25 protein-coding genes are annotated in these 23,992 nt (G+C 59.2%); 10 read left to right on the top strand and 15 right to left on the bottom strand.

Features of this window, described 5'->3' with window-relative positions; all coding sequences use genetic code 11:
• Positions 1–89: 89 nt before the first annotated feature.
• The 9 genes from U5A05_RS18160 to U5A05_RS18120 all read right to left on the bottom strand — a co-directional run bounded on the left by U5A05_RS18160 (position 90) and on the right by U5A05_RS18120 (position 8,177).
• On the bottom strand, positions 90–341 hold the full coding sequence (locus tag U5A05_RS18160; protein ID WP_261739280.1) for a hypothetical protein: 252 nt from the start codon (positions 339–341) through the stop codon (positions 90–92).
• A 95-nt stretch (positions 342–436) separates the two neighbouring features.
• Positions 437–1,747 carry an MFS transporter gene (locus tag U5A05_RS18155; protein ID WP_321834234.1) on the bottom strand — a complete coding sequence of 437 codons (1,311 nt, stop codon included), beginning with the start codon at positions 1,745–1,747 and terminating at the stop codon, positions 437–439.
• 37 nt (positions 1,748–1,784) lie between these two features.
• Positions 1,785–3,011: an L-fucose:H+ symporter permease gene (fucP, locus tag U5A05_RS18150; protein ID WP_261739278.1), complete on the bottom strand. Its 1,227-nt coding sequence runs from the start codon at positions 3,009–3,011 to the stop codon at positions 1,785–1,787.
• A 154-nt stretch (positions 3,012–3,165) separates the two neighbouring features.
• The gene (locus U5A05_RS18145) at positions 3,166–3,507 is read right to left on the bottom strand and encodes an L-rhamnose mutarotase (protein WP_321834233.1); all 342 of its coding nucleotides are present in this window, start codon (positions 3,505–3,507) and stop codon (positions 3,166–3,168) included.
• Positions 3,504–4,280, bottom strand: coding sequence for an L-fucose dehydrogenase (locus U5A05_RS18140; protein WP_261739276.1), 777 nt, complete (start codon positions 4,278–4,280; stop codon positions 3,504–3,506). Before U5A05_RS18140 ends, U5A05_RS18145 begins: the two co-directional genes overlap by 4 nt.
• Positions 4,277–5,122: an amidohydrolase family protein gene (locus U5A05_RS18135; protein ID WP_321834232.1), complete on the bottom strand. Its 846-nt coding sequence runs from the start codon at positions 5,120–5,122 to the stop codon at positions 4,277–4,279. Before U5A05_RS18135 ends, U5A05_RS18140 begins: the two co-directional genes overlap by 4 nt.
• Positions 5,123–5,146: 24 nt before the next feature.
• Positions 5,147–6,424 carry an L-fuconate dehydratase gene (locus U5A05_RS18130; RefSeq protein ID WP_321834231.1) on the bottom strand — a complete coding sequence of 426 codons (1,278 nt, stop codon included), beginning with the start codon at positions 6,422–6,424 and terminating at the stop codon, positions 5,147–5,149.
• Between the two features lie 14 nt (positions 6,425–6,438).
• Entirely contained in the window at positions 6,439–7,287 is an 849-nt protein-coding gene (locus tag U5A05_RS18125; protein WP_321834230.1) for a fumarylacetoacetate hydrolase family protein, read from the bottom strand.
• A gap of 149 nt (positions 7,288–7,436) precedes the next feature.
• Positions 7,437–8,177 carry an SDR family oxidoreductase gene (locus U5A05_RS18120; RefSeq protein WP_321834229.1) on the bottom strand — a complete coding sequence of 247 codons (741 nt, stop codon included), beginning with the start codon at positions 8,175–8,177 and terminating at the stop codon, positions 7,437–7,439.
• Positions 8,178–8,419: 242 nt separating this feature from the next.
• Between U5A05_RS18120 and U5A05_RS18115 the strand changes: the two genes are divergently transcribed.
• The gene (locus tag U5A05_RS18115; RefSeq protein ID WP_261739271.1) at positions 8,420–9,181 is read left to right on the top strand and encodes a FadR/GntR family transcriptional regulator; all 762 of its coding nucleotides are present in this window, start codon (positions 8,420–8,422) and stop codon (positions 9,179–9,181) included.
• A gap of 121 nt (positions 9,182–9,302) precedes the next feature.
• The gene (locus U5A05_RS18110; protein WP_321834228.1) at positions 9,303–10,505 is read left to right on the top strand and encodes an EAL domain-containing response regulator; all 1,203 of its coding nucleotides are present in this window, start codon (positions 9,303–9,305) and stop codon (positions 10,503–10,505) included.
• Between the two features lie 7 nt (positions 10,506–10,512).
• Here U5A05_RS18110 and U5A05_RS18105 read toward each other — a convergent pair whose 3' ends face one another.
• Positions 10,513–11,811: a histidine-type phosphatase gene (locus U5A05_RS18105; RefSeq protein ID WP_321834227.1), complete on the bottom strand. Its 1,299-nt coding sequence runs from the start codon at positions 11,809–11,811 to the stop codon at positions 10,513–10,515.
• Positions 11,812–12,105: 294 nt separating this feature from the next.
• On the opposite strand from U5A05_RS18105, the gene U5A05_RS18100 reads away from it, so the two are divergent.
• Together U5A05_RS18100 and U5A05_RS18095 are read left to right on the top strand one after the other, a co-directional pair.
• Positions 12,106–13,347, top strand: coding sequence for a glutamine synthetase family protein (locus U5A05_RS18100; RefSeq protein WP_321836530.1), 1,242 nt, complete (start codon positions 12,106–12,108; stop codon positions 13,345–13,347).
• Between the two features lie 65 nt (positions 13,348–13,412).
• On the top strand, positions 13,413–14,720 hold the full coding sequence (locus tag U5A05_RS18095) for an MFS transporter (protein ID WP_321834226.1): 1,308 nt from the start codon (positions 13,413–13,415) through the stop codon (positions 14,718–14,720).
• Positions 14,721–14,730: 10 nt separating this feature from the next.
• Here the strand turns inward: U5A05_RS18095 and U5A05_RS18090 are convergent, their stop codons facing one another.
• The 4 genes from U5A05_RS18090 to flgA all read right to left on the bottom strand — a co-directional run bounded on the left by U5A05_RS18090 (position 14,731) and on the right by flgA (position 17,469).
• Complete coding sequence (locus U5A05_RS18090) at positions 14,731–15,471, bottom strand: flagellar brake protein (RefSeq protein ID WP_321834225.1); 741 nt, start codon at positions 15,469–15,471, stop codon at positions 14,731–14,733.
• Positions 15,472–15,567: 96 nt separating this feature from the next.
• Positions 15,568–16,035 carry a flagella synthesis protein FlgN gene (locus U5A05_RS18085; RefSeq protein ID WP_261739266.1) on the bottom strand — a complete coding sequence of 156 codons (468 nt, stop codon included), beginning with the start codon at positions 16,033–16,035 and terminating at the stop codon, positions 15,568–15,570.
• 191 nt (positions 16,036–16,226) lie between these two features.
• A complete protein-coding gene (gene flgM, locus U5A05_RS18080) occupies positions 16,227–16,547 on the bottom strand; it encodes a flagellar biosynthesis anti-sigma factor FlgM (RefSeq protein ID WP_321834224.1) in 321 nt (106 codons plus the stop codon).
• A 151-nt stretch (positions 16,548–16,698) separates the two neighbouring features.
• Entirely contained in the window at positions 16,699–17,469 is a 771-nt protein-coding gene (gene flgA, locus U5A05_RS18075) for a flagellar basal body P-ring formation chaperone FlgA (RefSeq protein ID WP_261739264.1), read from the bottom strand.
• Between the two features lie 77 nt (positions 17,470–17,546).
• Between flgA and U5A05_RS18070 the strand changes: the two genes are divergently transcribed.
• From U5A05_RS18070 to flgE, 6 genes are all read left to right on the top strand, one after another.
• Positions 17,547–18,509 (top strand): chemotaxis protein CheV, encoded by a 963-nt coding sequence (locus U5A05_RS18070; protein ID WP_261739263.1) that lies wholly within the window; start codon positions 17,547–17,549, stop codon positions 18,507–18,509.
• A gap of 12 nt (positions 18,510–18,521) precedes the next feature.
• The gene (gene cheR / locus U5A05_RS18065; RefSeq protein WP_261739262.1) at positions 18,522–19,349 is read left to right on the top strand and encodes a protein-glutamate O-methyltransferase CheR; all 828 of its coding nucleotides are present in this window, start codon (positions 18,522–18,524) and stop codon (positions 19,347–19,349) included.
• Between the two features lie 252 nt (positions 19,350–19,601).
• A complete protein-coding gene (gene flgB, locus U5A05_RS18060) occupies positions 19,602–20,009 on the top strand; it encodes a flagellar basal body rod protein FlgB (RefSeq protein ID WP_261739261.1) in 408 nt (135 codons plus the stop codon).
• 3 nt (positions 20,010–20,012) lie between these two features.
• Entirely contained in the window at positions 20,013–20,456 is a 444-nt protein-coding gene (gene flgC / locus U5A05_RS18055) for a flagellar basal body rod protein FlgC (protein WP_261739260.1), read from the top strand.
• Between the two features lie 15 nt (positions 20,457–20,471).
• Positions 20,472–21,197 carry a flagellar hook assembly protein FlgD gene (gene flgD / locus U5A05_RS18050; protein ID WP_321834223.1) on the top strand — a complete coding sequence of 242 codons (726 nt, stop codon included), beginning with the start codon at positions 20,472–20,474 and terminating at the stop codon, positions 21,195–21,197.
• A 29-nt stretch (positions 21,198–21,226) separates the two neighbouring features.
• Positions 21,227–22,546, top strand: coding sequence for a flagellar hook protein FlgE (gene flgE, locus U5A05_RS18045; RefSeq protein ID WP_261739258.1), 1,320 nt, complete (start codon positions 21,227–21,229; stop codon positions 22,544–22,546).
• 138 nt (positions 22,547–22,684) lie between these two features.
• Here the strand turns inward: flgE and codA are convergent, their stop codons facing one another.
• Positions 22,685–23,920, bottom strand: coding sequence for a cytosine deaminase (codA, locus tag U5A05_RS18040; RefSeq protein ID WP_321834222.1), 1,236 nt, complete (start codon positions 23,918–23,920; stop codon positions 22,685–22,687).
• Positions 23,921–23,992: the final 72 nt, after the last annotated feature.

Below are 23,992 nucleotides of genomic sequence, written 5' to 3'. Positions count from 1 at the left end.
GGCATCACTGCGGTGTAACTGAAACACCGAGGTGCCTGCATCGCGAGCAGGCCCGCTCCCACAAATAATTGGCGGTGGCTCGCAGCCTGTTACAACCAGGACTCGGTAACCCGCCGGTCAAGTTCTTCCCAATCGGCCATGCCCAGCACCCGGGTGGTGTTCAGGCCGCGCAGGTAGCCGCGCAGTTGATGGGCGCTGGCGTGGACTTCTGCGGTGCTGGTGTTTTCGCTGTCCAGGGCCTGCTCGTAGAGGCTCAGGTAGTCGTCCACCCGGTCGCGGTACTCGGGCAGTACCGCTTCGCGAATCAGGTCGAAAGTTCTCAGTTTTTGATTGGTATTCACGGGCCACCCTTTGTGAGATTACGGGCTATTGTTTTGCGTCCAACTGTTTCCCAATGTATCTCACCTGTGGCCCGTGTTAATACCGCTAGCGCCCGTTAGTGTGACGCAGGTGCCGAGACGGCAAGTTTCCCCGGTTCACGCCCGGCCCTGGCAGAACGCACCAGCATCAACGCCCCCAGCAAGGCTGTCGCGGCCAAAAAGTACATGCCTGCGTGTGGGTTGTTGAAGTAGCCCTCGGCCCAGGTTTTGACCGTCGGCGCGAGGAACCCACCGAGGTTGCCCAGCGCACCAATCACGGCAATCCCGCTGGCCGCTGCCGCACCACCCAAAAAGCGCGTTGGTAAGGTCCAGAACAACGGTTGCACGGTGATAAACCCGGCTGCCGCGACGCAGAACGCCAGGATCACCAGCGGCAGGCTGCCACTCAACGTCGAACCCACCATGCCCACCGCGGCCAGTGCCAGCATCACTGCGGCAAAGCGGGTTTGCTGGCCTTTGCGGTCGGCGTAGCGGGTTACGGCGTACAGCATGATAACGGTAGCAATCCACGGGATGGCGGTCAGCAAGCCGACTTTCAGGCCAATGCCGGTGCCCAGCAGTTCGGCGATCCGGGTCGGCAGGTAGAACAGCACGCCATACACGCTGACCTGAATCGTGAAGTAGATAAAGGTGAAGTACAGCACCTTGGGGTTGATCAGCGCCGAGCGCCAAGACGACGGGCCCTTGTTGGCCTTGAGCAGTTGCTCTTTGTTCAGTTCGTGTTCGATCGCGGCCTTTTCTTCGGTGTTCAGCCACTTGGCATCCCGCGGCTTGTCGGTCAGGTAGAAGAACGCAAATACGCCGATGATCGACGCGGCCAGGCCTTCGGTGACGAACATCCATTGCCAGCCCGCAAGGCCGAACTGGGCCGTTTCCAGCAGCCAGCCCGACACTGGGCCACCTACCATCAACGACACCGGTACGCCGAAGTAGTAAATGCCATAGGCCGAGCCGCGCTGGTTCTGCGGGAACCAGTAGGTCAGGTACAGCACCACGCCCGGCGACAGCCCGGCTTCGGCTACACCGAGCAGAAAACGCAGGACGTAGAAGCTGGTTTCGTCGTGGGCAAACATCATGGCCGCAGAAACCAGACCCCAGGTGACCATGATCCGGCTTAGCCAGATTCGCGCGCCGACCTTGTGCAGCATCAGGTTGCTCGGTACTTCAAATACCGCATAGCCAATAAAGAAAATCCCCGCGCCCAACGCAAACGCAGCGTTGCTTAGGCCGGTGTCGGCCTGAAGGGCGTGCTTGGCAAAGCCGATGTTGGAACGGTCGATGATCGCCATGGCGAACATCAGGGCGACAAAGGGCAGGATGCGCCAACGAATCTTGCTGAGCGCCTGTTGCAATACAGGGTTGGACATGGGGTGCTCCGTTTGTTTTTTTTGTGGAGTACAGCAATCAGATTTTTTTCAGGGCAGCACGGGCATAGGCCGCAACGATGACAAAACAGCCCATCGGCAACAGGTACGCCACGGCGGTCGAGGAGTGGTCGGCGACCAGGCCCATCACGTAGGGCAGCAGCGCGCCGCCGACAATGGCCATGATCATGAATGAGCTGCCGCGCTTGGTATGCGGGCCGAGGTTTTTCACGCCCATGGCAAACAGGGTCGGGAACATGATCGACATAAAGAAGAACATCGCCACCAGCGCCACCACCGACAGGCCTTCAACCCCCAGCACCACCACGGCGCTCAGTGCCACGTTGATCAGCGCGTAAATCAGCAGCAGAAGCTGGGCATTGACGCGGCCCATCAGCCAGGTGCTGAAAAAGCGGCCAAACATAAAGCTGAGCATCGCCACCGAGAGCAGATACGCGGCTTGCTGGCTGCTCATCTGTGCCCAGTGTTCGGTGACGTAGTTGATGAAAAACGCGCCTACGCCGACCTGTGCACCGACATAGAAAAACTGGGTGATTACCCCGGTGACAAACTCGCGGTGCTGCCACAGGGTTTTGTGGTCGTGCTGTTGGGCCTGGACTTCCTGCTCGCGCAGGTCGGGCAGCGGGGTACGGGCGATCAGGATGGCCACCAGCAACACCAGGGCGGCAATCACCAGATAGGTCATTTGCAGCGATTGCGTGGTGTCAGTGCTGTTGGCGCCGCTGAAGAACAGCGCGCCGCCAATCAAGGGCCCGAAAAACTGCCCCAGGCCGTTGAACGATTGTGCAAGGTTCAAGCGTCGCTCGGCCCCGGCGGGGTCGCCCAAGACTGTGGCGTAAGGGTTGGCGGCGGTTTCCAGGCAACCCAGGCCGCAAGCGATCACAAACAGGGCGAACAGAAAGAACTGAAAGCTCTGCGCGGCAGCAGCAGGCATAAACAGCAGGGCGCCGGTGGCGTAGAGGCACAGGCCTAACAGAATGCCTGCCTTGTAGCCGTACTTGTCCATCAGCAAACCGGCGGGTAGGGCGATGAGGAAGTAGGCGCCGAAGTAGGCGCTTTGCAGCAGGCCGGATTGCGCCTTGCTGACGTGCAGGGTTTCCTGGAAGTGCTTGTTCAGTACATCGAGCAAGCCATAGGACAGACCCCAGAGAAAGAACAGGCAGGTCACTAGAATCAGTGCCCAGCGATAGGACGTGACCGCCCGGCCAAAGGATGGCTGTGCGACGTTCGAGTGCTTGAGTGACATGACGCATCTCCTTTTTATTGTTGTTAGAGCGGTGTTGCGTGGATCTACTTGTGGGTGCTGACCTTGTGGGAGCGGGCTTGCTCGCGATGGCATCACTGCGGTGTGTCAGGCAGATCGAGTCGTCTGCATCGCGAGCAAGCCCGCTCCCACAGGGTCAGGGTGAATGGTGCAGGCTGAAAATCTGGCTCATCGACGCCCATTTTTCGCCGGGACGGGTCCAGGGTGTGGGCTGCTGGAAGCGCCACATCAGCGTTTCCCATTCCTGCACCCTGGGGTCACTGGCTCCGGCCCGGGAAAAGGCTTCGGCGTTGAAGTCGGGAGCCGTGTCCATGACCATGAACAGCCGCGTACCCAGGCGCCAGATCTGCATGTCGAGCACGCCGTGCTGGCGCAGGTGGGCGCTGATCTGCGGCCAGATTTGCTGGTGCAAGCGTTCGTACTCGGCGATCAACACCGGGTCGTCTATCAGGTCCAGCGCCAGGCACTGGCGACTCATGTCAGCGCCCGGTCCAGGTGGGTGTAGCCGCCATCTACCACCAGCCATTGCCCGGTGGTGTGGGAGGAGCGTGACGACAACAGAAACAGCACGCTGTCGGCGATTTCCTCACTCGTGGTCATGCGTTGGCCGAAGGGGATTTTTTCGACGATGCTTGCCAGCTTGGCTTTCGGGTCGGCAAAGGTGTCGATCCAGCGCTCGTACAACGGAGTCATGACTTCAGCCGGAATGACTGCGTTGACCCGTACCCCGTCGCTCAGCAACGAGGTGGCCCATTCGCGGGTCAGCGACAGTTGCGCGCCTTTGGCGGCGGTGTAGCCGCTGGTGCCGCCTTGCCCGGTGAGGGCGGTCTTGGAGCTGATATTGACGATGGAACCGCGAGTAGCCTTGAGCGCGTCCACGCACAAGTGGGTCATCAGGTAGTAATGGATCAGGTTTTTTTCCAGTGACTCGACAAAGGCTGAACGCCCGGCCTCAAGGCCGATGCTGTCATTGACTCCGGCGTTGTTGACCAGCCCGTCGATACGGCCAAAGCGTTGCAGTACTGTGGCGACGGCGGCGCGGCAGGCGTCTTCGTCGCGCAATTCGACCTGTACAAACAGGCTTTGGGAACCACGTTGGTCCAGTTGCCGCGCCAGTTCATCGGACAGCGGGCTGTGACCGAAAATAACCGGGATCGCGCCTTCGTCGGCCAGCCCCAAGGAGATAGCTGCGCCAATCCCCGAGCCACCGCCGGTGACGATAAAGACCTTGTCTTGCAGGTATAGATTCATTGAATCGCTCCCTCAATGTTGTAGACGCGGCACGCCGTGCCACCCCAAATGGCCGCATGCTGCGAGACACTGCCAACCAGGCCGCAAGTGGCCGCGTAGTCGCTGGCCAGCAGGCACACAGGCCAGTCGGAACCGAACATCAAACGCTCGGGGCCGAACAGCTCCAGTGCGGTGTGCAGATAGGGCGTCAGTTGTGCGCTATGCCAATCCTGCCAATGGGCTTCGGTGATCAGCCCCGACAGCTTGCAACTGACATGGGGCAGGGCGGCCAGCGGCGCGAGTTGTTGGGCCCAGGCTTTCCAGTCATTGGCCTGCACATCGGGCTTGCCCAGGTGATCGAGCACCAGATGGTGTTGGTCATGCTGCTGGCATAGCTCGGTGGCAGCGCCCAGATCCCTGGCCTTGACCAGGATTTCGTAGACCAGACCCTGGCGTTGCAAGGTGTTCAACCCCCGGTTAAACGCGGGGTTTTGCATAAAGTCGGCGGGCGCGCTTTCGTCCTGCAACTGATGACGAAAACCACGCAGAACCGGGTTCTGCGCCCAGCGTTCCAGCGACTGTTCAAGGTCGCTGGCGCACAGGTCGACCCAGCCCACCACGGCGCAAATCCACGGGTAACGTTCAGCCAACCGTAACAACTGATCGGTCTCGCTTGCACAGGCGCGGGCCTGCACGGCGATGCAGCCGTCAAACCCGGCCGCATCCAGCAGCGGGCGCAAATCATCGGGCTGAAAGTCGCGGCGTAAACAGCCCATGTCGCGGCCTATCCAGGGGTAGTCCGCGGCGTCATAGCGCCAGAAGTGCTGGTGTGCATCGAGCCGTAGTGAGTGTGAGGACGACATTATTATTGTGCTCCGCCCGTTGGTTCAGCCCCGGTAGCGATACTGCTCGCGGGACGCTGCCTTCATCTGAATCGAGAAGCCCGGCGCCTGCGGTGGCATATAGGCCGCATTGCGAATCACGCACGGGTCTTCAAAGTGTTCATGCAGATGGTCGACAAACTCCACCACCCGGCCTTCGTGAGTCCCGGCGATGCACAGGTAGTCGATCATCGACAGGTGTTGCACGTATTCGCACAAGCCAACGCCCCCGGCATGCGGGCACACCGGCAAGTTGTACTTGGCGGCCATCAGCATCACGGCCAGCACTTCATTGACCCCGCCCAAGCGGCAGGCGTCGATCTGCACCACGTCGATGGCTTCGCGCATGATCAGTTGCTTGAACACGATACGGTTCTGGCACATCTCGCCGGTTGCCACCTTGACCGGGGCGACCCCGAGGCGGATTTTGCGATGGCCTTCCACGTCATCCGGGCTGGTGGGTTCTTCGATAAACCACGGCTTGGCGAACGACAGCTCACGCACCCAGTCGATGGCCGCGTTGACTTCCCATACCTGATTGGCGTCGATCATCAGTTGGCGATCCGGGCCCAGCACTTCGCGGGCGATGCGCACGCGGCGGATATCGTCTTGCAGGTCATGGCCGACCTTCAATTTGACGTGGGAGAAGCCCGCATCCACGGCTTCCTGGCACAGGCGGCGCAGTTTGTCGTCGGCATAGCCCAGCCACCCGGCCGAGGTGGTGTAGCAGGGGTAGCCGTCGGCTTCGAGCAAGGCCAGGCGCTCGGCCTTGCCCTGGGCGCGTTCACGCAGCAGGGTCAGGGCTTCGGCCGGGGTGATGCAGTCGGTGATGTAGCGAAAATCAATGCAGCGCACCAGTTGCTCGGGGCTCATGTCGGCCACCAGGCGCCATACCGGTTTGCCTTCGGCCTTGGCCCACAGGTCCCAGGCGGCGTTGACCACCGCACCGGTGGCCAGGTGAATGGCGCCCTTGTCCGGGCCGATCCAGCGCAGCTGGCTGTCACTGGTGACGTGGCGCCAGAAGCGGCCCATGTCTTCGGCGATCCATTCCAGTTTCAACCCCACCAGCAGGCTGGCCAGGGCCTTGATTGAAGCGCAGCAGATTTCATTGCCACGGCCGATGGTAAAGGTCAGGCCGTGGCCTTCGAGGTTCGGGGTGTCGGTTTCGAGGATGACATAGGCCGCTGAGTAGTCAGGGTCCGGGTTCATCGCGTCCGAGCCATCGAGGGATTGCGAGGTGGGGAAGCGGATGTCTTCAACCCGTACGGCGGTAATCGTGGTCATGGTGCGGCTCCCTGTCAGTCGGAATTTACGGTGCGCTGCTGTTGTTCACCCAGGCCGCTGATGCCCAGGCGCATGGTCTGGCCGGCGCGCAGGTACACCGGTTCTGGCTTGATACCCAGGCCAACGCCCGGCGGGGTGCCGGTGGAAATCACATCGCCCGGTTGCAGGCTCATAAATTGGCTGAGGTAGCTGATGATCTTCGGGATCTGGAAAATCATCGTCCGCGTATTGCCGTTCTGGTAGCGCTTGCCGTCCACTTCCAGCCACAGGTCGAGCTGGTGCGGGTCGGCGATTTCGTCACGGGTCACCAGCCATGGGCCGAGGGGGCCGAAGGTGTCGCAGCCCTTGCCTTTGTCCCAGGTGCCGCCCAGTTCCAGTTGGAACTCGCGCTCGGACACATCGTTGATCACGCAATAACCGGCCACGTGCTCCAGGGCCTCACTTTCGCTGATGTAACGGCCGCCCTTGCCGATGACCACGCCCAGTTCGACTTCCCAGTCGGTTTTGCGTGAGTTGCGCGGGATTTCGACGTCATCGTTGGGGCCGACAATGGCGCTGGTCCATTTACTGAACACCACCGGTTCGGCAGGGATTGCAGCGCCGGTTTCGGCGGCGTGGTCGGCATAGTTCAAGCCGATGCAGATAAATTTGCCGACCTGGCCGACGCAGGCGCCGATGCGGGGCGAGCCTTCAACCAGCGGCAGAGTGGAGGGGTCGATGTCTTGCAGGCGGGCAATGCTTTGCGGGCTGAGGGTGTCGCCTGCGATATCCGTGACCACTGCGGATAAATCGCGCAGTTGACCGTTGTTATCAAGCAGGGCAGGACATTCCTGGCCTTTTTCACCGTAGCGCAGCAGTTTCATAAGTAATCCTTTTTGGAGAGAGGGCAGGGCCCTGTGGTAGTGGGCTTGCTTGCGATGGCATCACTGCGGTTTAACTGAAACTCCGAGGTGCCTGAATCGCGAGCAAGCCCGCTCCCACAAGGTCAAAATCAAAAACGAAAGAGCTGGCGTCAGTTGCTCCAGCCGCCATCAATGATTTGTGCGGTGCCGGTGGTGAAACCGCTGGCACTCGATCCGAGGTACAGCGCCAGCTGGGCGATTTCTTCGGCGGTGCCGATGCGGCCCATGGGCTGGCGCGCGGCAAAGGCGGCGTATACCTCGTCCACACTGCGGCCTTCGCGCTCGGCTTGTTCGCTGATGCGCTGGCGCAGGGAAGGGGAGTCAACGGTGCCGGGGCAGATGGCGTTGCAGCGGATGTTCTGGCTGACAAAGTCAGCCGCTACCGAGCGGGTCAAGCCAATCACCGCGCCCTTGCTGGCGCAGTAGGCAAAGCGGTTGGGCACGCCTTTAACGCTGGACGCCACCGATGCCATGTTGATGATCGAGCCGCCGCCGTTGCTCAGCATGCCCGGCAAAAAGGCGCGGATCATGCGGTACATGGCGGTGACGTTGAGGTCCAGGGCAAAGCTCCAGTCCTTTTCGCTGCACTCCAGAATATTGCCGCTGTGGACCACGCCTGCGCAGTTGAACAGCACATCCAGCGGGCCAAGTTGTTTGGCCAGGCGCTCAATGGCAGCGGCATCGGTGACGTCCAGAACATGTTTGTGCGCGCCTTCAAGGGCGTCGAGGGCGGCGGCATTGATGTCGGCGGCGAAGACTTCGGCGCCGGCGGCCAGGTACGCCTGGACACTGGCCTGGCCAATACCCTGAGCGGCTGCAGTGATCAGCACGCGTTTGCCGGAAAGATCCATGGATGCTCCATAGTGATATTTTTTGTTTTTGTGGAAACCGGCCTAATGGTCAGGCCATTGCAGGCGCAGTAAATGGCAAAACGACGCAAGTATCAGGATAAGGTTTGCTATGATCGCTCTACGTTATCCGTCCAATGGTCAGGCCATTGGTCCTTTTGTAGCATGCACCTCAGTCTTCAACAAGCGTCTTTTTTTGCCAAAAGTGATCGTCGATCGCTGTTCATGCCAGAGCCAATTTCACAATGCCATTTCAAGTAATTGATAACCAAAGACTTTATCGGCAAATTGCCGACCAGCTGCGGGCCTTGATCGACAGCGGTGAATTCCCCCCGGGCAGCCGTTTGCCCGCCGAACGCGAGCTTGCCAAGTTGCTTGGCGTGAGTCGTGCGTCGGTGCGCGAGGCGATGATCGCGCTGGAAGTCATCGGGCTGGTCGATGTACGTGTCGGTAACGGGGTGCTGGTGTGTGAACCACCGGTGCAATCGTTGACCAATGAACCGGTGATGGCCCAAGCCACGCGCAATCAGTGGAAAGAGCTGGACCCTGAGCTGAACCTCGAAATCGACTTCAATGCCGAAATCCCACCGTTCGCCTTGCTTCAGGCTCGTCGTCTGATCGAGCCCGAAGCGGCGGCACTGGCCGCGGTCAATGCCAGCGATGAAGAACTGGCGGGCATCCGCGAAGCCTTTGAACGCAACGTGCAGGACAACCTTGAAGGTTCCCACACGCACCCCGGCGACCGCCTTTTTCATATCCGCATTGCCCAGGCCTCGGACAACCCGGCCTACGCCCTGATGATTCAACATCTGTTGGGCCATCGTTACGGAAGCATGTTTCAGCGTCTGCAAAACCACTACACCTCGGACGATATGATTCATCGTTCGGAAAATGAACACCGGCGTGTGCTGCAAGCACTGGAGCAGCACGACGCGGATGCTGCGCGCCAGGCGATGGCCGAGCATCTGGATGAAGTGATCCGTATCTTCAGCCGTAGCGCTCGCTGATCCTCAATCGGCAGCGGGACAGAGTTGGGAAAATTCCTACGTTTACAGGGAATTTCCCTAGGTAAGTCTCTTACCGAACTCGAGACAATTGACCTACACCGTTCACGATGGGTCAACCTCAATGCCTGGCAACTCCCTGCGTATCCTGATTCTTGAAGATGACGCCTTTCAACGTGCTGTTGCGGTGAGCATGTTTCGCTCGCTGGGGTGCCATGAAGTGTTTGAAGCCAGCGATGGCAGCGAGGCGCTGGCGGTTCTTCAGCAGGTAGGTACGGTGGATATCGCCGTCTGCGACTTGCAGATGGAGGGCATGGATGGGCTGGCCTTCTTGCGTCGGGCGGGCAAATTGGGGCAAGTCAAATCCATCATCATCAGCAGTGCCCTGTCGGCTGACTTGTGCCGTACAGCGCATCAGATCATTGCCCTGCTGGGGCTGGAGCTACTGGGTGATGTTGGCAAACCGCTGTACGCCGACGTCCTTGAGCCATTGCTGAGCAAGTATCAAAGTGCCAGCGCGAATGGGCACAAGCTGGAGCAGAGTGTGCAACTGGCCTGTGAGGACGAGGTGCGCCAGGCGCTGGCCCTGCAGCAATTGCAGGCCTGGTATCAGCCCAAATTCAATCTGCAGACCGGTGAGGTGTGTGGTGTTGAAGTGCTCTGCCGCTGGTTGCATCCGCACAAGGGGGTGCTGCCGCCAGCCGTGTTTATCCCGGTGCTGGAACGTTGCGGATTGATGGATGACTTGTTGTTTGCTCAGTTGGATCAAGCCTTGCGCCTGCAAGAGCAAGCCAGAGCCGAGGGCTTCCCCCTGAATATGGCGTTCAACCTGCAAACCGCGCAACTAGCCAACAGCCAACTGACTTACACCCTCAAGGGGGTACTGACCCGTCATGCCACACCGGGCTCCAGGCTGACCTTCGAGTTGACCGAAAGCGGGCTGCTGCAAGCACCGGCCGCCAGCCTGGAAAATCTGGTGCGCCTGCGGATGATGGGCTGCCGGTTATCGATTGACGATTTTGGTGCCGGGTTTTCCTCGCTGCAACGGTTGTGTCAGTTGCCGTTTAACGAGATCAAGCTCGACGCCGAATTTGTCCGCAGCGTTGCACATGAGCCGCGCTGCGAAGCTGCGATCAGCAGCACCCTGGCCCTGGGTAAAGCCTTGGGGATGTCGGTGGTTATCGAAGGAATTGAAACCGAGGCTCAGTTCCTGCGTTTGCAGGCCATGGGCTGCATTGAAGGGCAGGGCTACTGGTTTGCCCGGCCCATGAGCGGGCCGGACTTGCTGGGCTGGTTGCAGCAACGTGAAACGAGCCTTGCTTGCTAACAATCAATTACTTAAATGAGTAGGGTGTCAGCGCGGTGGGGTCGATGTTCTGATCGACTTTGACCATCGCATCCTTGAGCGGGCAAAGCAGGCCGACACTGGTTTTGCGGCAGCCTTTGGCGCTTGCGAAATCACCCTTGAGCGGTTTTTGGCTGGCGCTTAGTTGGGTCAGGTTGCGGATTTGATCCATCGACTGCGCTTCAAAGGCAATGCGCAGAAAGTACTCTCCGGTTTTGACTTCCTTGTAGCGCTCGAACTGCAGCGTACCGACCGGGGGAATGTTGTTCTCGATGTAGTCCCCCAGCTTCCAGCCGAAACCGAGCATGGTGCGCAGGTAGGAAATGTTGGTGTCATGGGCCACCAACAGCATCAGCGGAACGTCTGGTGGAGTATCCGGGGCGTCTTTTTGGGCCAGTGAAGTGCCTTGTTTGAGCTCCAGCGAGATCTGGTTCATCAACTCGGACGCGCCGCGGCTGGCGATATAGGGGATGTCGTTGAGGTAGTCGTATTTGGCTTTGGTCAGCACCATCAGGCTTGAGACTTCGGCAGCGGTGCGGCCGTTGCCGAACGCGACTTTATCCAGTGGCAAGCCCTGGCTGTACTCCAGACGGAACACTTCGCCCATATTGGCGCCAGCGCTCAGACCCTTGATCGAGAAGCGGCCCTTGGCATTTTGCTCCAGTTCCCAGGCTTGTTTGCCGTACGGGCAGTCGGTGCCGGGCATGCAGGCGACTTCTCTGAGTTTTTCTTCAAAGGGTTTGTAGCGCGCCTGTGCCGCTTCGACGCTACCGCCCAAGGCCTTGAGAATGGCGGCTTTGGCTTTCACCGGGTCGAGGGCGGCAAAGGGCATTTCATTGGCCTGGAACAGCGCGTCCTGTTCGCCGCTGACATAAGTCGGCTGCAGGCCGCAGCCGGGGAACATGCCGTCGAGCAGGGCCTGGGCGGTAGCTTTGGTGCGTTGCAGGGGGCTGGCGTGGACCAGCAACTGGCTGGCATCCGGGCAGCCCGTGGGGATCAGCCCGGCGGTGCGCAGCACTTCGCCACGGTAGCGGCCCATTTCGACGGCACCGGTGTAGCCGTGGCCGGTCAGGTTGCCGAAGGGCACCAGCCAGGTTGGCCATTGGCGCTGGGTGACGGCAGTCAGCAGTTTTTCATTGGACTGGGTGGGCGGACGGACGCCGTGGCGGCTGACCTGCACGACTTTATCCAGCACATAGCCATCGCCGGTGGGCGTCCCGGCAAAGGCTGCCGGGCTTAACAGGCTGGCCAGCAACAGGCCGGTACAAAGAGGGGGCAACGTCTTCATCGTTTTTCCTTGGGTCATCCTGGACACAGTGGGCGCAGTGTAGCCGCTGCGCAGCCCATCGCAGCCTCGCTGCGCTCCTCAGCGGCTACAGACTGTAGCTTTTTGTGAGGTACCCGCTTGAAATCCCGAACAGCTGCTGCGTATTTTGTACAGGTTGCCGTTAGCGGCCTGCATCACAACAAGGAAAGTGTCATGACGAGCGATGGCCAGGGCTCACTCGCACAGCGATTGGCGGGTATTGATGAAATTGAATGCGTCACCCCCGATCTCAATGGCGTGCCCCGTGGCAAGGTCATGACCGCTGCCGGGTTCCTTGAGGGGCGGCGTTTGCAGATGGCCCGTGGAGTGTTGCTGCAATGCATCATGGGCGGTTACCCCGAAGCGCGTTTTTATGGCAGCGACGACGGAGATCTGGCGCTGGTGCCAGACCCGGCCCATATCCATCGCCTGCCCTGGAGCCAGCAGCCCCGCGCCTTGGCTATTTGTGATGCCGATGAGTTCAGTGGTGAAAGCTCGCGGCTATCGACTCGCGGTCAGTTGAAGGCCGTTATTGCCCGTTACGCGGCCCGCGGACTGGCGCCGGTGGTGGCGACCGAGCTTGAGTTCTTTGTGTTTGCGCCCAACACCGATCCGACCCAGCCGTTCCGTCCGCCAGTGGGCCTGGATGGCCGTCGCGAAGATGGTTTTTCGGCGTTCAGCATCAGTTCCAATAACGGACTGCGACCGTTTTTCAGCGAGGTTTACCAGTGCATGGCGGCCCTGGGCTTGCCGCGTGACACCTTTATGCATGAGATGGGCGTCAGCCAGTTCGAGATCAACCTGCTGCACGGTGATCCGCTGTTGCTCGCCGACCAGACTTTTCTGTTTAAGCATTTGCTCAAAGAGGTCGCCCTGAAACATGGACTGACCGTGGTCTGTATGGCCAAGCCGCTGGCGCATACGGCGGGCAGTTCGATGCATATTCATCAGAGCGTGGTGGAGCTGGGCAGCGGTCGCAACGTGTTCAGCGACGAAGCGGGGCAGCCGACGGCAACCTTTCGCCACTTTATTGGCGGCCAGCAGGCCGGCATGGGGGACTTCACGGCGCTGTTTGCGCCGAACGTCAATTCCTATCAACGTTTGTTCCATCCTTATGCATCGCCGAACAATGCCTGTTGGTCCCATGACAATCGTTCCGCGGGCCTGCGCATTCCGGCCAGTTCACCGCTGGCTCGACGGGTCGAAAACCGCTTGCCGGGTGCGGACGCCAACCCGTATCTGGCGATTGCCGCCAGCCTTGCGGCCGGGTTATACGGCATCGAACATAAGCTGGAACCCAGCGCTGCAATCGAGGGCGCGTTCGATGTGCCCCAGGCGTTGTCATTGCCATGTACCTTGCATGCTGCACTTGAGCGTCTCAAGGGGAGTCACTTGGCGATTGAACTGTTCGGTACTGAGTTCATCGAAGGTTACATTGCGTCCAAGACGCTGGAGCTGACCAGCTTCCAAGATGAAATTACTCCCTGGGAGCGTCGCGTTTTGGCGGCTCAGGCTTAACCGTTTAAATCTGTGGCGCCGGGCCTGTTCCCGGTTGCAGACACAAGGAGCCGCACGGAAAGCCAATGCACCAAATATGGAAGTCTTTTCGAGCGTTGTACTTTGCCTCGCTGATGATGTTGATCGGCTCTGGCCTTTTAAGTACTTATCTGGCGCTGCGCCTGGCGGCCGACAATGTCGACGGCTTGTGGATCGGCGCCTTGATGGCGGCCAACTACTTTGGCCTGGTACTGGGCGGCAAGATCGGCCACCGGCTGATTGCCCGGGTCGGGCATATTCGTGCCTACGCCACCTGTGCCGGTATCGTCGGGGCGGCGGTGCTGTGTCACGGGCTGACGGACTGGTTGCCGATGTGGCTGCTGCTGCGGGTGATCGTCGGCCTGGGCATGATGTGCCAGTACATGGTTATCGAAAGCTGGCTCAACGAGCAGGCAGATGCCAAACAGCGCGGCGTGGTGTTCAGCCTGTACATGATCGCGTCTTATTTGGGGCTGGTGCTCGGGCAGCTGATTCTGGCCGTTCACCCGGCCCTGGGCCCAGAGTTGCTGATGGTGGTGGCGTTGTGTTTTGCCTTGTGCCTGGTGCCGGTGGCCATGACCCGACGGATTCACCCGGCCCCCCTGCATCCGGCACCGATGGACCCCAGGTTCTTTATCAAGCGCGTGCCGCAGTCGTTGATCGCGGTGATGGGAGCGGGCTTGCTGGTGGGCTCGTTCTACGGTCTGGCGCCGCTGTATGCGTCGCAGCAAGGGCTTTCGACCGAGCTGGTCGGTGTGTATATGGGTAGCTGCATTTTTGCTGGTCTGGTGGTGCAGTGGCCGCTGGGCTGGTTGTCCGACCGTTATGATCGGCCGCTGTTGATCCGGATCTTCGCCTTTCTGCTGGCAGTGGCGGCATTGCCGTTGGCGATCTTGCCAGAGGTGCCACTGGAAGTGCTGTTTGTGGCGGGTTGTGTGGCGGCCCTGCTGCAGTTTTGCATCTATCCGCTGGCAGTTGCCTTTGCCAATGACCACATTGAGCCTGAGCGTCGCGTGTCGTTGACGGCCATGTTGCTGGTGACCTATGGCATTGGGGCAAGCGTCGGGCCACTGGCGGCGGGCGTGCTGATGAAGGTGTTCGGCAGCCAGATGCTGTATGCGTTCTTCAGCGTGGCCAGTTTGATCCTGGTATGGCGGATTCGCCCGAATGCAGTGACCAACCTGCACCAGGTCGACGATGCGCCGCTGCATCACGTGGCGATGCCCGACAGCATGTCCAGCTCACCGCTGGTAGCTGCGCTTGACCCGAGGGTGGATGAACAAATGGTGCAGGAGCAGATGGTGCAGGACCCGGTGGTGGATGAGTTCGAACCGCAGTCGGAACCCAAGCCATAGGGCCTGCGGTCTAGTAATAGTCATCCTTGTCAAACTGCCGCGCCTCGCGCTGCAGTTGATAGACAAAGCGCTCGACCTGGCGCTGCACAGCGCCGCTGATGTTGTGAAAGCGCAAGCCCGCGAAGGTGATGTTGAAGCGCTCTTCAAAATGCAGATAACGCAGTTCGACCGGCGTGGTCATCAGGCCAAAGGGCAGGGCGGCGCTGAAGCGCTCATACACCTGGCCCAGTTGCAGGCTTTGGCTGATATCGCCTTCAAAGCGCAACTTGCAACCGGTGGCGGAGACGTCCAGCAGCTTGCCATTGACTGGCGTGCCGAGCTTGTCACCGGCAATTTCCACATCAATCAGGTGAGCCAGTTTCAGGGCGGCGCGGAACGCGTTGCGGCGTTGGTGGTAAACCACTTCGCGCGGTAGCGCGCCGCGATAGCAGCGATGATCATTGAGGTCGCCAATGCTCAGTTGCGTCGTGCATTCCCAAGCGATGCGTACGCCATCGTGGAAACCCTCAACTCGAAACGGTATACCGTCCTCAAGAAAGCGCTCGCCCTCACGGGGGATCATTTCGTCCAGGACCAGGGTGTTGTTCTCACGATTCACATCGACCACATAGCTTTGGAAGCGCTGGGTGCGATCCTGAAAAGTGATGATTAACGGGTCATGGCTCTCTTGCAGCATCCGCAAGTTGGAGGCGATTTCCAGGGGGGTAGTCAGCACCTTTGGTGGCTGCGGAGCGTCTTGTGCGTCGAACACGTTGCATCAATCTCCAGGCAAAATACTGCAACACACAAAAAAGAGGCATTCTGCCATCATGCTGTGTGTCTCGCTAGATTCAGTGTTTGCGCAGGCTCAGGCCTGGCTGTAGGCGCGGTGCTTGTTAAGCATCGAAGTGGTGCCGCGTGCGTCATACAACGATGGGGCTTCGCCGCCATGAAGAATGCGCAACTGGTTGGCGGTGATCGCCTGCTGAGTCTGGATCGACTGGCCATTGAGCAAGTTCGCGGCCTGGCATTGAGCCAGTAACTGGTTCAGCGCATCGCTTTGGCTAAGCAGCTGCGCGCCCACGCTGGAATGGCTGGCCAAGCTTTCGAGGCCGCTGCGGTTGGTAGCCAGGCCCAGGCTTGCCAGGATCTCGCTGCGTTTGCGGCCATGTTGCTCAAGCAAAATGATCAGCGACTGCTTGCGCGCCAGAATATTTTCCAGCACCTGCATGTCGCGGCCTTTAAGGGCGATGGTCTCGTCCTGCAACAGGCCAAGCAGTTGCTCGGCGGGGGCGAGGTCATCATTGATCAGTTGCAGTAAATTTTCGTCGTGCATGGCGAACTCTGGGTCTGTTGACGCTTCGTTGTGGCCGCGACGCTGTCCCACTTGGTGCAGGGCAAGGCGCGAGCAGTGTAGTTTGGTGTTTCAAATAAGCTGCGAGTAACACAGCCCAGCGACGCGGCTCACAACGAAGCGTCAACAAACCCCTGGATTAAGCGTCCAAAAGTGCGGCACAGGCCGTGGGCCTAGCGCTCGGCTTCCATATTCAGCAGTTTGCTGGCGACCCGATTGCTGTCGACCTTGTAGCTGCCGTCGGCAATGGCTTGTTTAAGCTCGGCCACCCGATTTTTGTCGACCGCAGGTTGTTCACGCAACGAGTCGCTGATCTTCTGCAACTGTTGAGCCTCTTGGCTGAGGTGTACAGATTCCCCGCTCGGGGCGCTGGCTTGTTCAGGGCTTTTTGCCGGGGCCGCTTGCGTGGCGCTACCGGTTTCCTGGCTGGCGTTGCTGCGCGTGCTGCCGGTTAAGGGCGGTGCGCTGTTGAGACGACTGAAGTCGATGACCATAACGAAAAACCTCGGGGTATTTGGACGCTTGCCATGTTTTCGGCCATACCCGGAAAAACTTTAGGCTCGATTAATCATAGCTTCACATAGAACGGTACTGATCTACGTCAAACCACAGTGTAGGAAAGTCGAGGAGCTGATGCCAGTTTTCCTACAATGCCACCTCAACTTGGCCGGGTGCTGTGACCCGAGCGCGGATCACACGCTTGGAATTCAGGTTCTTTACCCGGATCTGTTCGCTGAGGCCACCGTCCGACAGGGCTTCGCCGGGCATTTTGACACTTAACGTGCCGCTGCGGGCGCTGATTACCACATGGTCACCCTTGCGCACGGCAGCAGCCTGTTCCAGATGCGTGAGCGTCAGCACTTGATCGGTGACCATCGGGCGCAGGAGTTTTTGACCGACCGCCAGCTCGGTCGCGGTCAGATAGCCCTGATTGATCAGGCCCACATCCCGTTCGCGCAAAGTGACATCGGCGTAGTCGATCACCATGCCGCGCTTGAGCGGGTGATTGACGATGACCACGTCACGGAACAGTTTGACCTGGGCCGGAACGAAGATGGTCCATGGCGATAGCCCTTCGCAGCGTACACGCACGATCACGCGCCCCATGGGTTGTGCCGGGCTTTCGAGGGAGGCTGTCAATTCCTTGTCGCAATGAGCCAAGCGCAGACGCGGGTCCAGGTTGTTGACCTGGATCTGATATCGCCCCTCGGTCTGGCTGGTGGCGAGATAGTCTTCAACCGTGAATTCAAGAAAGCCCTGGGTCACGCCGATAAGCTGTTCAGGTGATGTAAACGCGTCGGCCCTGCTATAAGTGCCTACGCCAAGCAGGGCGCCAGCCGCCAGGACGCTCAGACAGCAGCGGCGCAGCGTCTGGGGGAAAAATCGGTGGCAGGAATTTGTCGTTTTTGCGTTCATGGCCGATAAAAAAGCAAGCCCCGTGCCGTTTACGGAAATTGGGTGTTGAAACTTGAAGTCTTTAAGAGGAGCTGAGTATGGCCGGAGTGATGGATGCGGTTAACCAGCGCACTCAACTGGTGGGGCAAAACCGCCTGGAGCTGTTGCTGTTTCGTCTGGATGGGCCACAGCTTTACGGGATCAATGTGTTCAAAGTCAGGGAGGTGCTGCAATGCCCAAAACTGACCATGATTCCCAAGTCCCATCCTGTGGTGTGTGGTGTGGCGAGCATTCGCGGCGCGACCATTCCGATTCTTGATCTGGCGATGGCCACCGGATCGGGTGCTTTGAAAGACCAGAGCAACCCGTTTGTGATCATCACCGAGTACAACACCAAGACTCAGGGCTTTCTCGTTCGCTCGGTCGAACGTATCGTCAACATGAACTGGGAAGATATTCATCCGCCGCCCAAGGGCACCGGTAACGACCATTACTTGACGGCCGTGACCCGGATGGACGACCAATTGGTCGAAATCATTGACGTCGAGAAGGTCCTGGCAGAAGTTTCGCCATCGCCTGAAACCATCACCCATGGCGTGGTGGATGTTGAAACCCGAACCAAGGCGCTGTCGCTGCGGGTGCTGACCGTCGACGATTCGTCGGTGGCACGCAAGCAGGTTGCCCGTTGCCTGCAAACGGTGGGCGTTGAAGTCGTGTCGTTGAACGACGGTCGTCAGGCGCTGGACTACCTGCGCAAGCTGGTGGAGGAGGGCAAGGACCCGTCCGAAGAGTTTCTGATGATGATCTCGGATATCGAGATGCCGGAAATGGACGGCTACACCCTGACCGCCGAAATCCGCAACGATCCGCGGATGCAAAAATTGCACATCATTCTGCATACTTCGTTGTCTGGGGTATTCAATCAGGCGATGGTCAAAAAAGTCGGGGCTGATGACTTTTTGGCCAAATTCCGGCCTGATGACCTGGCATCCCGGGTAGTCGACCGGATCAAAGCAGCAGACCATAGCCAGGGTTCACCCTTGGCGGTCAAAACGATTTAAGAGGCAGGACATTTGTCGACGGCTAATTTGGATTTTGAACAGTTCCGGGTCTTCCTGGAAAAAGCCTGTGGCATTTTGCTGGGTGAAAACAAGCAGTACCTGGTCTCCAGCCGGCTCAACAAACTGATGGAGCAGCAAGGCATCAAGTCGTTGGGCGAGTTGATTCAACGTATCCAGAGCCAGCCGCGCAGCGGGCTGCGCGAGTTGGTGGTCGATGCCATGACCACCAATGAAACCCTGTGGTTTCGCGACACCTATCCCTTCGAAGTATTGAAGAACAAGGTGCTGCCTGAGCAAATCAAGGCCAATCCGGGGCAGCGCTTGCGTATCTGGTCGGCAGCCTGTTCTTCGGGGCAGGAGCCCTTTTCGCTGTCGATGGCGATTGATGAGTTTGAGCGCAGCAACCTGGGGCAACTGAAGGCGGGCGTGCAGATTTTTGCCACCGACCTGTCAGCCCAGATGCTCAACACCTGCCGCACCGGTGAGTACGACAACCTGGCGATTGGCCGTGGCCTGTCGCCGGAGCGCTTGCAGCGCTATTTCGACCCCAAGGGGCCGGGGCGCTGGGTGATCAAGACGCCGATCAAGAATCGGGTCGAGTTCCGCCCCTTCAACCTGCTGGACAGCTATGCAGGCTTTGGCAAGTTCGACGTCGTGTTCTGTCGCAATGTGCTGATCTACTTCTCGGCAGAAGTGAAGAAAGACATCCTGCTGCGCATTCACAGCACCTTGAAGCCGGGCGGTTATCTGTTTTTGGGCGCCTCCGAAGCGCTCAACGGATTGCCGGATCATTACCAGATGGTCCAATGCAGCCCGGGGATCATCTACCAGGCTAAATAGGCGGACAAATAACCGTAGACCGTAGACCGTAGACCGTAGACCTTCGGCAGCTGCTACGGAAAACCCGAAGCAAAGCGGCAGAAAAGCGGCAGTCAGCGGTCAACCGTTGCCGCTTTTCTGGCATTGCCGCCTCCCATGCCCCTCCCAAAGCCTTGAAATACGGCTCTGTGCCAACTGGCACGGGGTTTGCTCTGTTCATGTCATGTAGAACCTGAATCACATCCTCAGGTCAGCCCACAAAGGTTTTTCGACATGAGCATCAGCTTCGATAAAGCGCTTGGTATCCATGAGCAGGCACTGGGCTTTCGCGCCCAGCGCGCTGAAGTACTGGCCAACAACATCGCCAACGCCGATACCCCGAACTACAAGGCTCGGGACCTGGATTTCGCCTCTGTGCTCGCCGCCCAGAGTGACAAAAACCAGAGCGGCACGTTTGCGTTGAACAAGACCAACACTCGCCATATCGAAGCCCAGGGTCTGAGCAGTGGCGATGAGTCGCTGCTGTACCGCACGCCGATGCAGCCGTCGATCGACCAGAACACAGTGGACGCTCAGATCGAGCAGTCGAACTACGCAGAGAATGCGGTCAACTTCCAGGCCAGCTTCACCCTGCTCAACAGCAAATTCAAAGGGCTGATGTCGGCCCTGCGCGGGGAGTAATTCATGTCTCTAGCCAGTGTGTTCAATATTGCCGGTAGCGGCATGAGTGCCCAGACCACGCGTCTGAACACCGTCGCCAGTAACATCGCCAACGCCGATACCGTGTCGTCGAGCATCGACCAGACCTACCGTGCCCGGCACCCGGTGTTCGCCACTATGTTCGAAGGTGCGCAAAGCAGTACGGGTGACTCGCTGTTTCAGAACCAGGACGGCGCGGGCCAAGGCGTGCAAGTGCTGGGTGTGGTTGAAGACCAAAGCGAGCTGCAGGCCCGCTACGAGCCGAACCATCCTTCTGCCGACGCCAAGGGCTATGTGTATTACCCCAACGTCAACGTGGTTGAAGAAATGGCTGACATGATTTCCGCCAGTCGTTCGTTCCAGACCAACGCCGAGCTGATGAATACCGCCAAAACCATGATGCAGAAGGTCCTGACCCTCGGTCAGTGATAAGGGACGACGCAAATGAGTGTGACCGATTCCACCAGCGGCTTGACCCTTAATCAGGTACTTGCCAACTCTGCCCAGGCCAAGACCACCGACACCAGCGTGGCGGCGGCAACCAAAGGCGTTACCGGCAACACGGCGCTGGGCAAGGATGCGTTCCTGCAACTGCTGGTCACCCAGCTGAAAAACCAGAACCCGCTGGACCCCCAGGACAACACCGCGTTCGTCGCGCAACTGGCGCAGTTCAGCAGCCTGGAGGGCATCACCTCGCTCAACGATACGGTCAACTCCTTGTCGGGCGGGCTGCAGTCCTCGCAGGCTTTGCAGGCATCGTCGCTGGTGGGCCGCTCGGTCATCGTGCAAACCAGTGAAGCCTATGTGGACCCTGCCAGCGACAAGCCATTCAACGGCACCGTGGTGGTCAAGGACGCCGATTCAAAACCCGTCATCACCATTACCGATGCCGACGGAGAGGTGGTCCGCACCCTGGAGCTGGGCAGTCAGAAAGCCGGCAACGCGGACTTTACCTGGGACGGCAAGGACGACGACGGTGTGCTGCTGGACAAAGGGTCCTACACCTTCACAGCGTCGAGCAAAAACGACACCGGCACCACGGCGCTCACCACCTACCTGCCAGCGACCGTTAACAGCGTGACCCTGAGCAAGACCGGTGGCGAAATCATGCTCAACCTCGCAGGTCTGGGCAGCATTGGCATGTCCAAAGTCCAGACCATAGGCCTCTAAGCCGACTCATACGCCTCAAGGAGAGAAACATGTCATTCAATATCGGCCTTAGCGGTCTCTATGCGGCGAACAAGCAACTCGACGTGACCGGCAACAACATCGCCAACGCTGCGACCACCGGCTTCAAGGCATCGCGCGCAGAATTTGCCGATATCTACTCGGCCAGCAAGCTGGGTATCGGCAGCAAGACCGTAGGCAGTGGCGTAAACCTGGCAGCGGTCTCGCAAAACTTTGGTCAGGGCTCGATCAACAACACCGGCAACCTGCTGGATATGGGGATTCAGGGCAGCGGCTTTTTCGTGCTGAGCGACAACGGCTCCTTGAGCTACACCCGTGCCGGCACGTTCAAATCCGACAAAGAGGGCTACGTGACCAGCTCCGATGGCACTGCGCGTTTGCAGGGCTATGGCGTGGATGCGAACGGCAATATCATCAACGGTGTACTGACCGACCTGCGCATCGACACTTCTAACCTGGCGCCCAAGCCTACGGGTTCGGTAACGTCGGAGATCAACCTGAACTCCAGCTCCGATACGATTGACCAGACCAAAATTCCGTTCGATCCGAGCGAGTCCACCAGCTACAGCAAAAAATTCAGCACCATGGTCTACGACACCCAAGGCAACGCGCACCCGATGGACCAGTACATGGTCAAGACCGGTGCCAATACCTGGAGTTCTTACACCCTGATTGACGGTCGTAACCCTGATGGCACGCCAGTCTCGGGCGATGGCGCCAAGGCTCCAGTGGCCTCGACCCTGGAGTTTGACTCGGCTGGTGCGCTGACCAAGGTCACGCAGCCCGATCCGATCAAGGATCAGCCTGAAAACACGCTGGTTGTCAGTGGCTGGAAGCCGGGTGCCATGATCAATGGTAAATGGGACTCGAACGGTGCCGACGCCAAGCCGGGCGGCATTGCCATCAACATGGCCAAGACCACTCAGTACAACACCGACTCCTCGCGTAACCCGCCGACCCAGGACGGCTACGCCACCGGCCAGATCAACAACCTGACCATTGATGGTTCGGGCGTGATGTTCGCCAACTTCAGCAACAACCAAAGCCGCGCCATCGGCCAGATATCCCTGGCCAGCTTTACCAATGAACAAGGCCTGCAGCCGGTGGGCGGTACTGCCTGGAAGGAAACCTTCTCCTCGGGTATGGCTGGCTACGACGCACCGAAAGTTGGCAGCCTGGGGGCCATTCAGTCCAATTCGCTGGAAGACTCCAACGTCAACCTGACCAATGAGCTGGTGGACTTGATCAAGGCGCAGAGCAACTACCAGGCCAACGCCAAAACCATCTCGACGCAAAGCACCATCATGCAGACCATTATTCAGATGACGTGATGGGTGTTATCGGTCATCCAGGCCTTCTGTAGATACTCTGTTGTCGATCAAGCCCTCCTGTGGGAGCGAGCCTGCTCGCGAAGGTCATTCGCGAGCAGGCTCGCTCCCACGATTGTTCTAGTCGCAGTCTCGCTTCGCTCAGCTGAACTCAATCCGCTCCGGCACCCGCGTCATAAGCACCTTGCCAGCACGGATCGACACCCGTGCCTTGGCTTGGCGCCGCACCGCTTCGTAATCATTTTCGGCATCCAGCACCAGTAGATTCGCCGGGCGACCTACCTCGATTCCGTAACCCTCACCCAGATTGAGCGTGCGTGCGCTGTTGTCGGTGACCAGATCCAGGCAGCGCGCCAGATCGTCAAAACCCATCATGTGGCAGATATGCAAACCGGCATCCAGCACCCGCAGGATGTTGCCGTTGCCCAGCGGATACCACGGGTCCTTGATCGAGTCCTGGCCAAAACACACGTTCATTCCGGCCCGATCCAGCTCGGCCACCCGAGTTACGCCACGGCGTTTCGGGAAGGTGTCAAAACGCCCCTGCAAATGAATGCTCTCGGTCGGGCACGATACGAAGTTGATTCCCGAGGCCTTGAGCAACCGGAACAGTTTTGAACAATAGGCATTGTCGTAAGAGCCCATGGCCGTGGTGTGGCTGGCGGTTACCCGGCTGCCCATACCGCGTACCCGTGCTTCTTCGGCCAGCACTTCAAGAAAGCGTGAATGCGGGTCGTCGGTCTCGTCGCAATGCACGTCCACCAGGCAACCGGTGCGCCCGGCAAGGTCCATCAAGAACTTGATCGAACTGACCCCTTGTTCACGGGTGTTTTCAAAGTGCGGAATACCGCCGACCACATCGGCGCCCAACTCTACGGCCAGGGTCATCAACTCGCGCCCACCGGCGTAGGACTCGATACCTTCCTGTGGGAACGCAACGATTTGCAGGTCAATCAGGTGGCGGGTTTCCTCGCGTACTTCAATCATCGCCCGCAGCGCGGCCAGGGTCGGATCGGTGACGTCGATATGGGTGCGTACGTGTTGAATGCCATGCTCGGCCAGCATGCGGAGGGTGGCGTGGGCACGCTGTTTGGTGTCTTCGTGGGTGATGGTTTCTTTACGCTGTGCCCAGCGCTCGATGCCTTCGAACAGCGTGCCACTAAGGTTCCACTCGGGCTGGCCCGCGGTCAGGGCCGCATCCAGATGGATATGCGGCTCTACAAAGGGTGCGATCAGCAACTGGCCTTGAGCATCGATATCTGCACTCTGCGCCGCTACTGTGCCGGGCTGCAAGGTGATGGCGCTGATGCGTTCGCCTTCGCAACTGACCGTATACAGGCCGGGTGTTCTACGCAGCGTGGCATTGATGATGTTCATAGTCGTTCCTATCGTTGGACACTAACAATGTAGTCGCAGCCTTCGTGCCTCGGCAGCGACTTCGGGAAGTTT

Source organism: Pseudomonas kulmbachensis (assembly GCF_963681935.1).
Taxonomy (GTDB): Bacteria; Pseudomonadota; Gammaproteobacteria; order Pseudomonadales; family Pseudomonadaceae; genus Aquipseudomonas; species Aquipseudomonas kulmbachensis.
The sequence above is the reverse complement of the archived record's forward strand: the minus strand, read 5'-3'. Positions and strand labels throughout refer to the sequence as shown.

Bases quoted from the DNA above. Each gene is read 5' to 3' on its own strand.
- U5A05_RS18115 (WP_261739271.1), top strand. From the start codon at position 8,420: ATGCCATTTCAAGTAATTGATAACCAAAGACTTTATCGGCAAATTGCC.
- flgD (WP_321834223.1), top strand. From the start codon at position 20,472: ATGAGTGTGACCGATTCCACCAGCGGCTTGACCCTTAATCAGGTACTT.
- codA (WP_321834222.1), bottom strand. From the start codon at position 23,920: ATGAACATCATCAATGCCACGCTGCGTAGAACACCCGGCCTGTATACG.
- U5A05_RS18125 (WP_321834230.1), bottom strand. From the start codon at position 7,287: ATGAAACTGCTGCGCTACGGTGAAAAAGGCCAGGAATGTCCTGCCCTG.
- flgC (WP_261739260.1), top strand. From the start codon at position 20,013: ATGTCTCTAGCCAGTGTGTTCAATATTGCCGGTAGCGGCATGAGTGCC.
- U5A05_RS18100 (WP_321836530.1), top strand. From the start codon at position 12,106: ATGACCGCTGCCGGGTTCCTTGAGGGGCGGCGTTTGCAGATGGCCCGT.
- U5A05_RS18070 (WP_261739263.1), top strand. From the start codon at position 17,547: ATGGCCGGAGTGATGGATGCGGTTAACCAGCGCACTCAACTGGTGGGG.
- fucP (WP_261739278.1), bottom strand. From the start codon at position 3,011: ATGTCACTCAAGCACTCGAACGTCGCACAGCCATCCTTTGGCCGGGCG.
- U5A05_RS18135 (WP_321834232.1), bottom strand. From the start codon at position 5,122: ATGTCGTCCTCACACTCACTACGGCTCGATGCACACCAGCACTTCTGG.
- U5A05_RS18130 (WP_321834231.1), bottom strand. From the start codon at position 6,424: ATGACCACGATTACCGCCGTACGGGTTGAAGACATCCGCTTCCCCACC.
- flgA (WP_261739264.1), bottom strand. From the start codon at position 17,469: ATGAACGCAAAAACGACAAATTCCTGCCACCGATTTTTCCCCCAGACG.
- flgM (WP_321834224.1), bottom strand. From the start codon at position 16,547: ATGGTCATCGACTTCAGTCGTCTCAACAGCGCACCGCCCTTAACCGGC.
- U5A05_RS18085 (WP_261739266.1), bottom strand. From the start codon at position 16,035: ATGCACGACGAAAATTTACTGCAACTGATCAATGATGACCTCGCCCCC.
- U5A05_RS18120 (WP_321834229.1), bottom strand. From the start codon at position 8,177: ATGGATCTTTCCGGCAAACGCGTGCTGATCACTGCAGCCGCTCAGGGT.
- U5A05_RS18110 (WP_321834228.1), top strand. From the start codon at position 9,303: ATGCCTGGCAACTCCCTGCGTATCCTGATTCTTGAAGATGACGCCTTT.
- U5A05_RS18155 (WP_321834234.1), bottom strand. From the start codon at position 1,747: ATGTCCAACCCTGTATTGCAACAGGCGCTCAGCAAGATTCGTTGGCGC.
- U5A05_RS18140 (WP_261739276.1), bottom strand. From the start codon at position 4,280: ATGAATCTATACCTGCAAGACAAGGTCTTTATCGTCACCGGCGGTGGC.
- flgE (WP_261739258.1), top strand. From the start codon at position 21,227: ATGTCATTCAATATCGGCCTTAGCGGTCTCTATGCGGCGAACAAGCAA.
- U5A05_RS18145 (WP_321834233.1), bottom strand. From the start codon at position 3,507: ATGAGTCGCCAGTGCCTGGCGCTGGACCTGATAGACGACCCGGTGTTG.
- U5A05_RS18105 (WP_321834227.1), bottom strand. From the start codon at position 11,811: ATGAAGACGTTGCCCCCTCTTTGTACCGGCCTGTTGCTGGCCAGCCTG.
- flgB (WP_261739261.1), top strand. From the start codon at position 19,602: ATGAGCATCAGCTTCGATAAAGCGCTTGGTATCCATGAGCAGGCACTG.
- U5A05_RS18095 (WP_321834226.1), top strand. From the start codon at position 13,413: ATGCACCAAATATGGAAGTCTTTTCGAGCGTTGTACTTTGCCTCGCTG.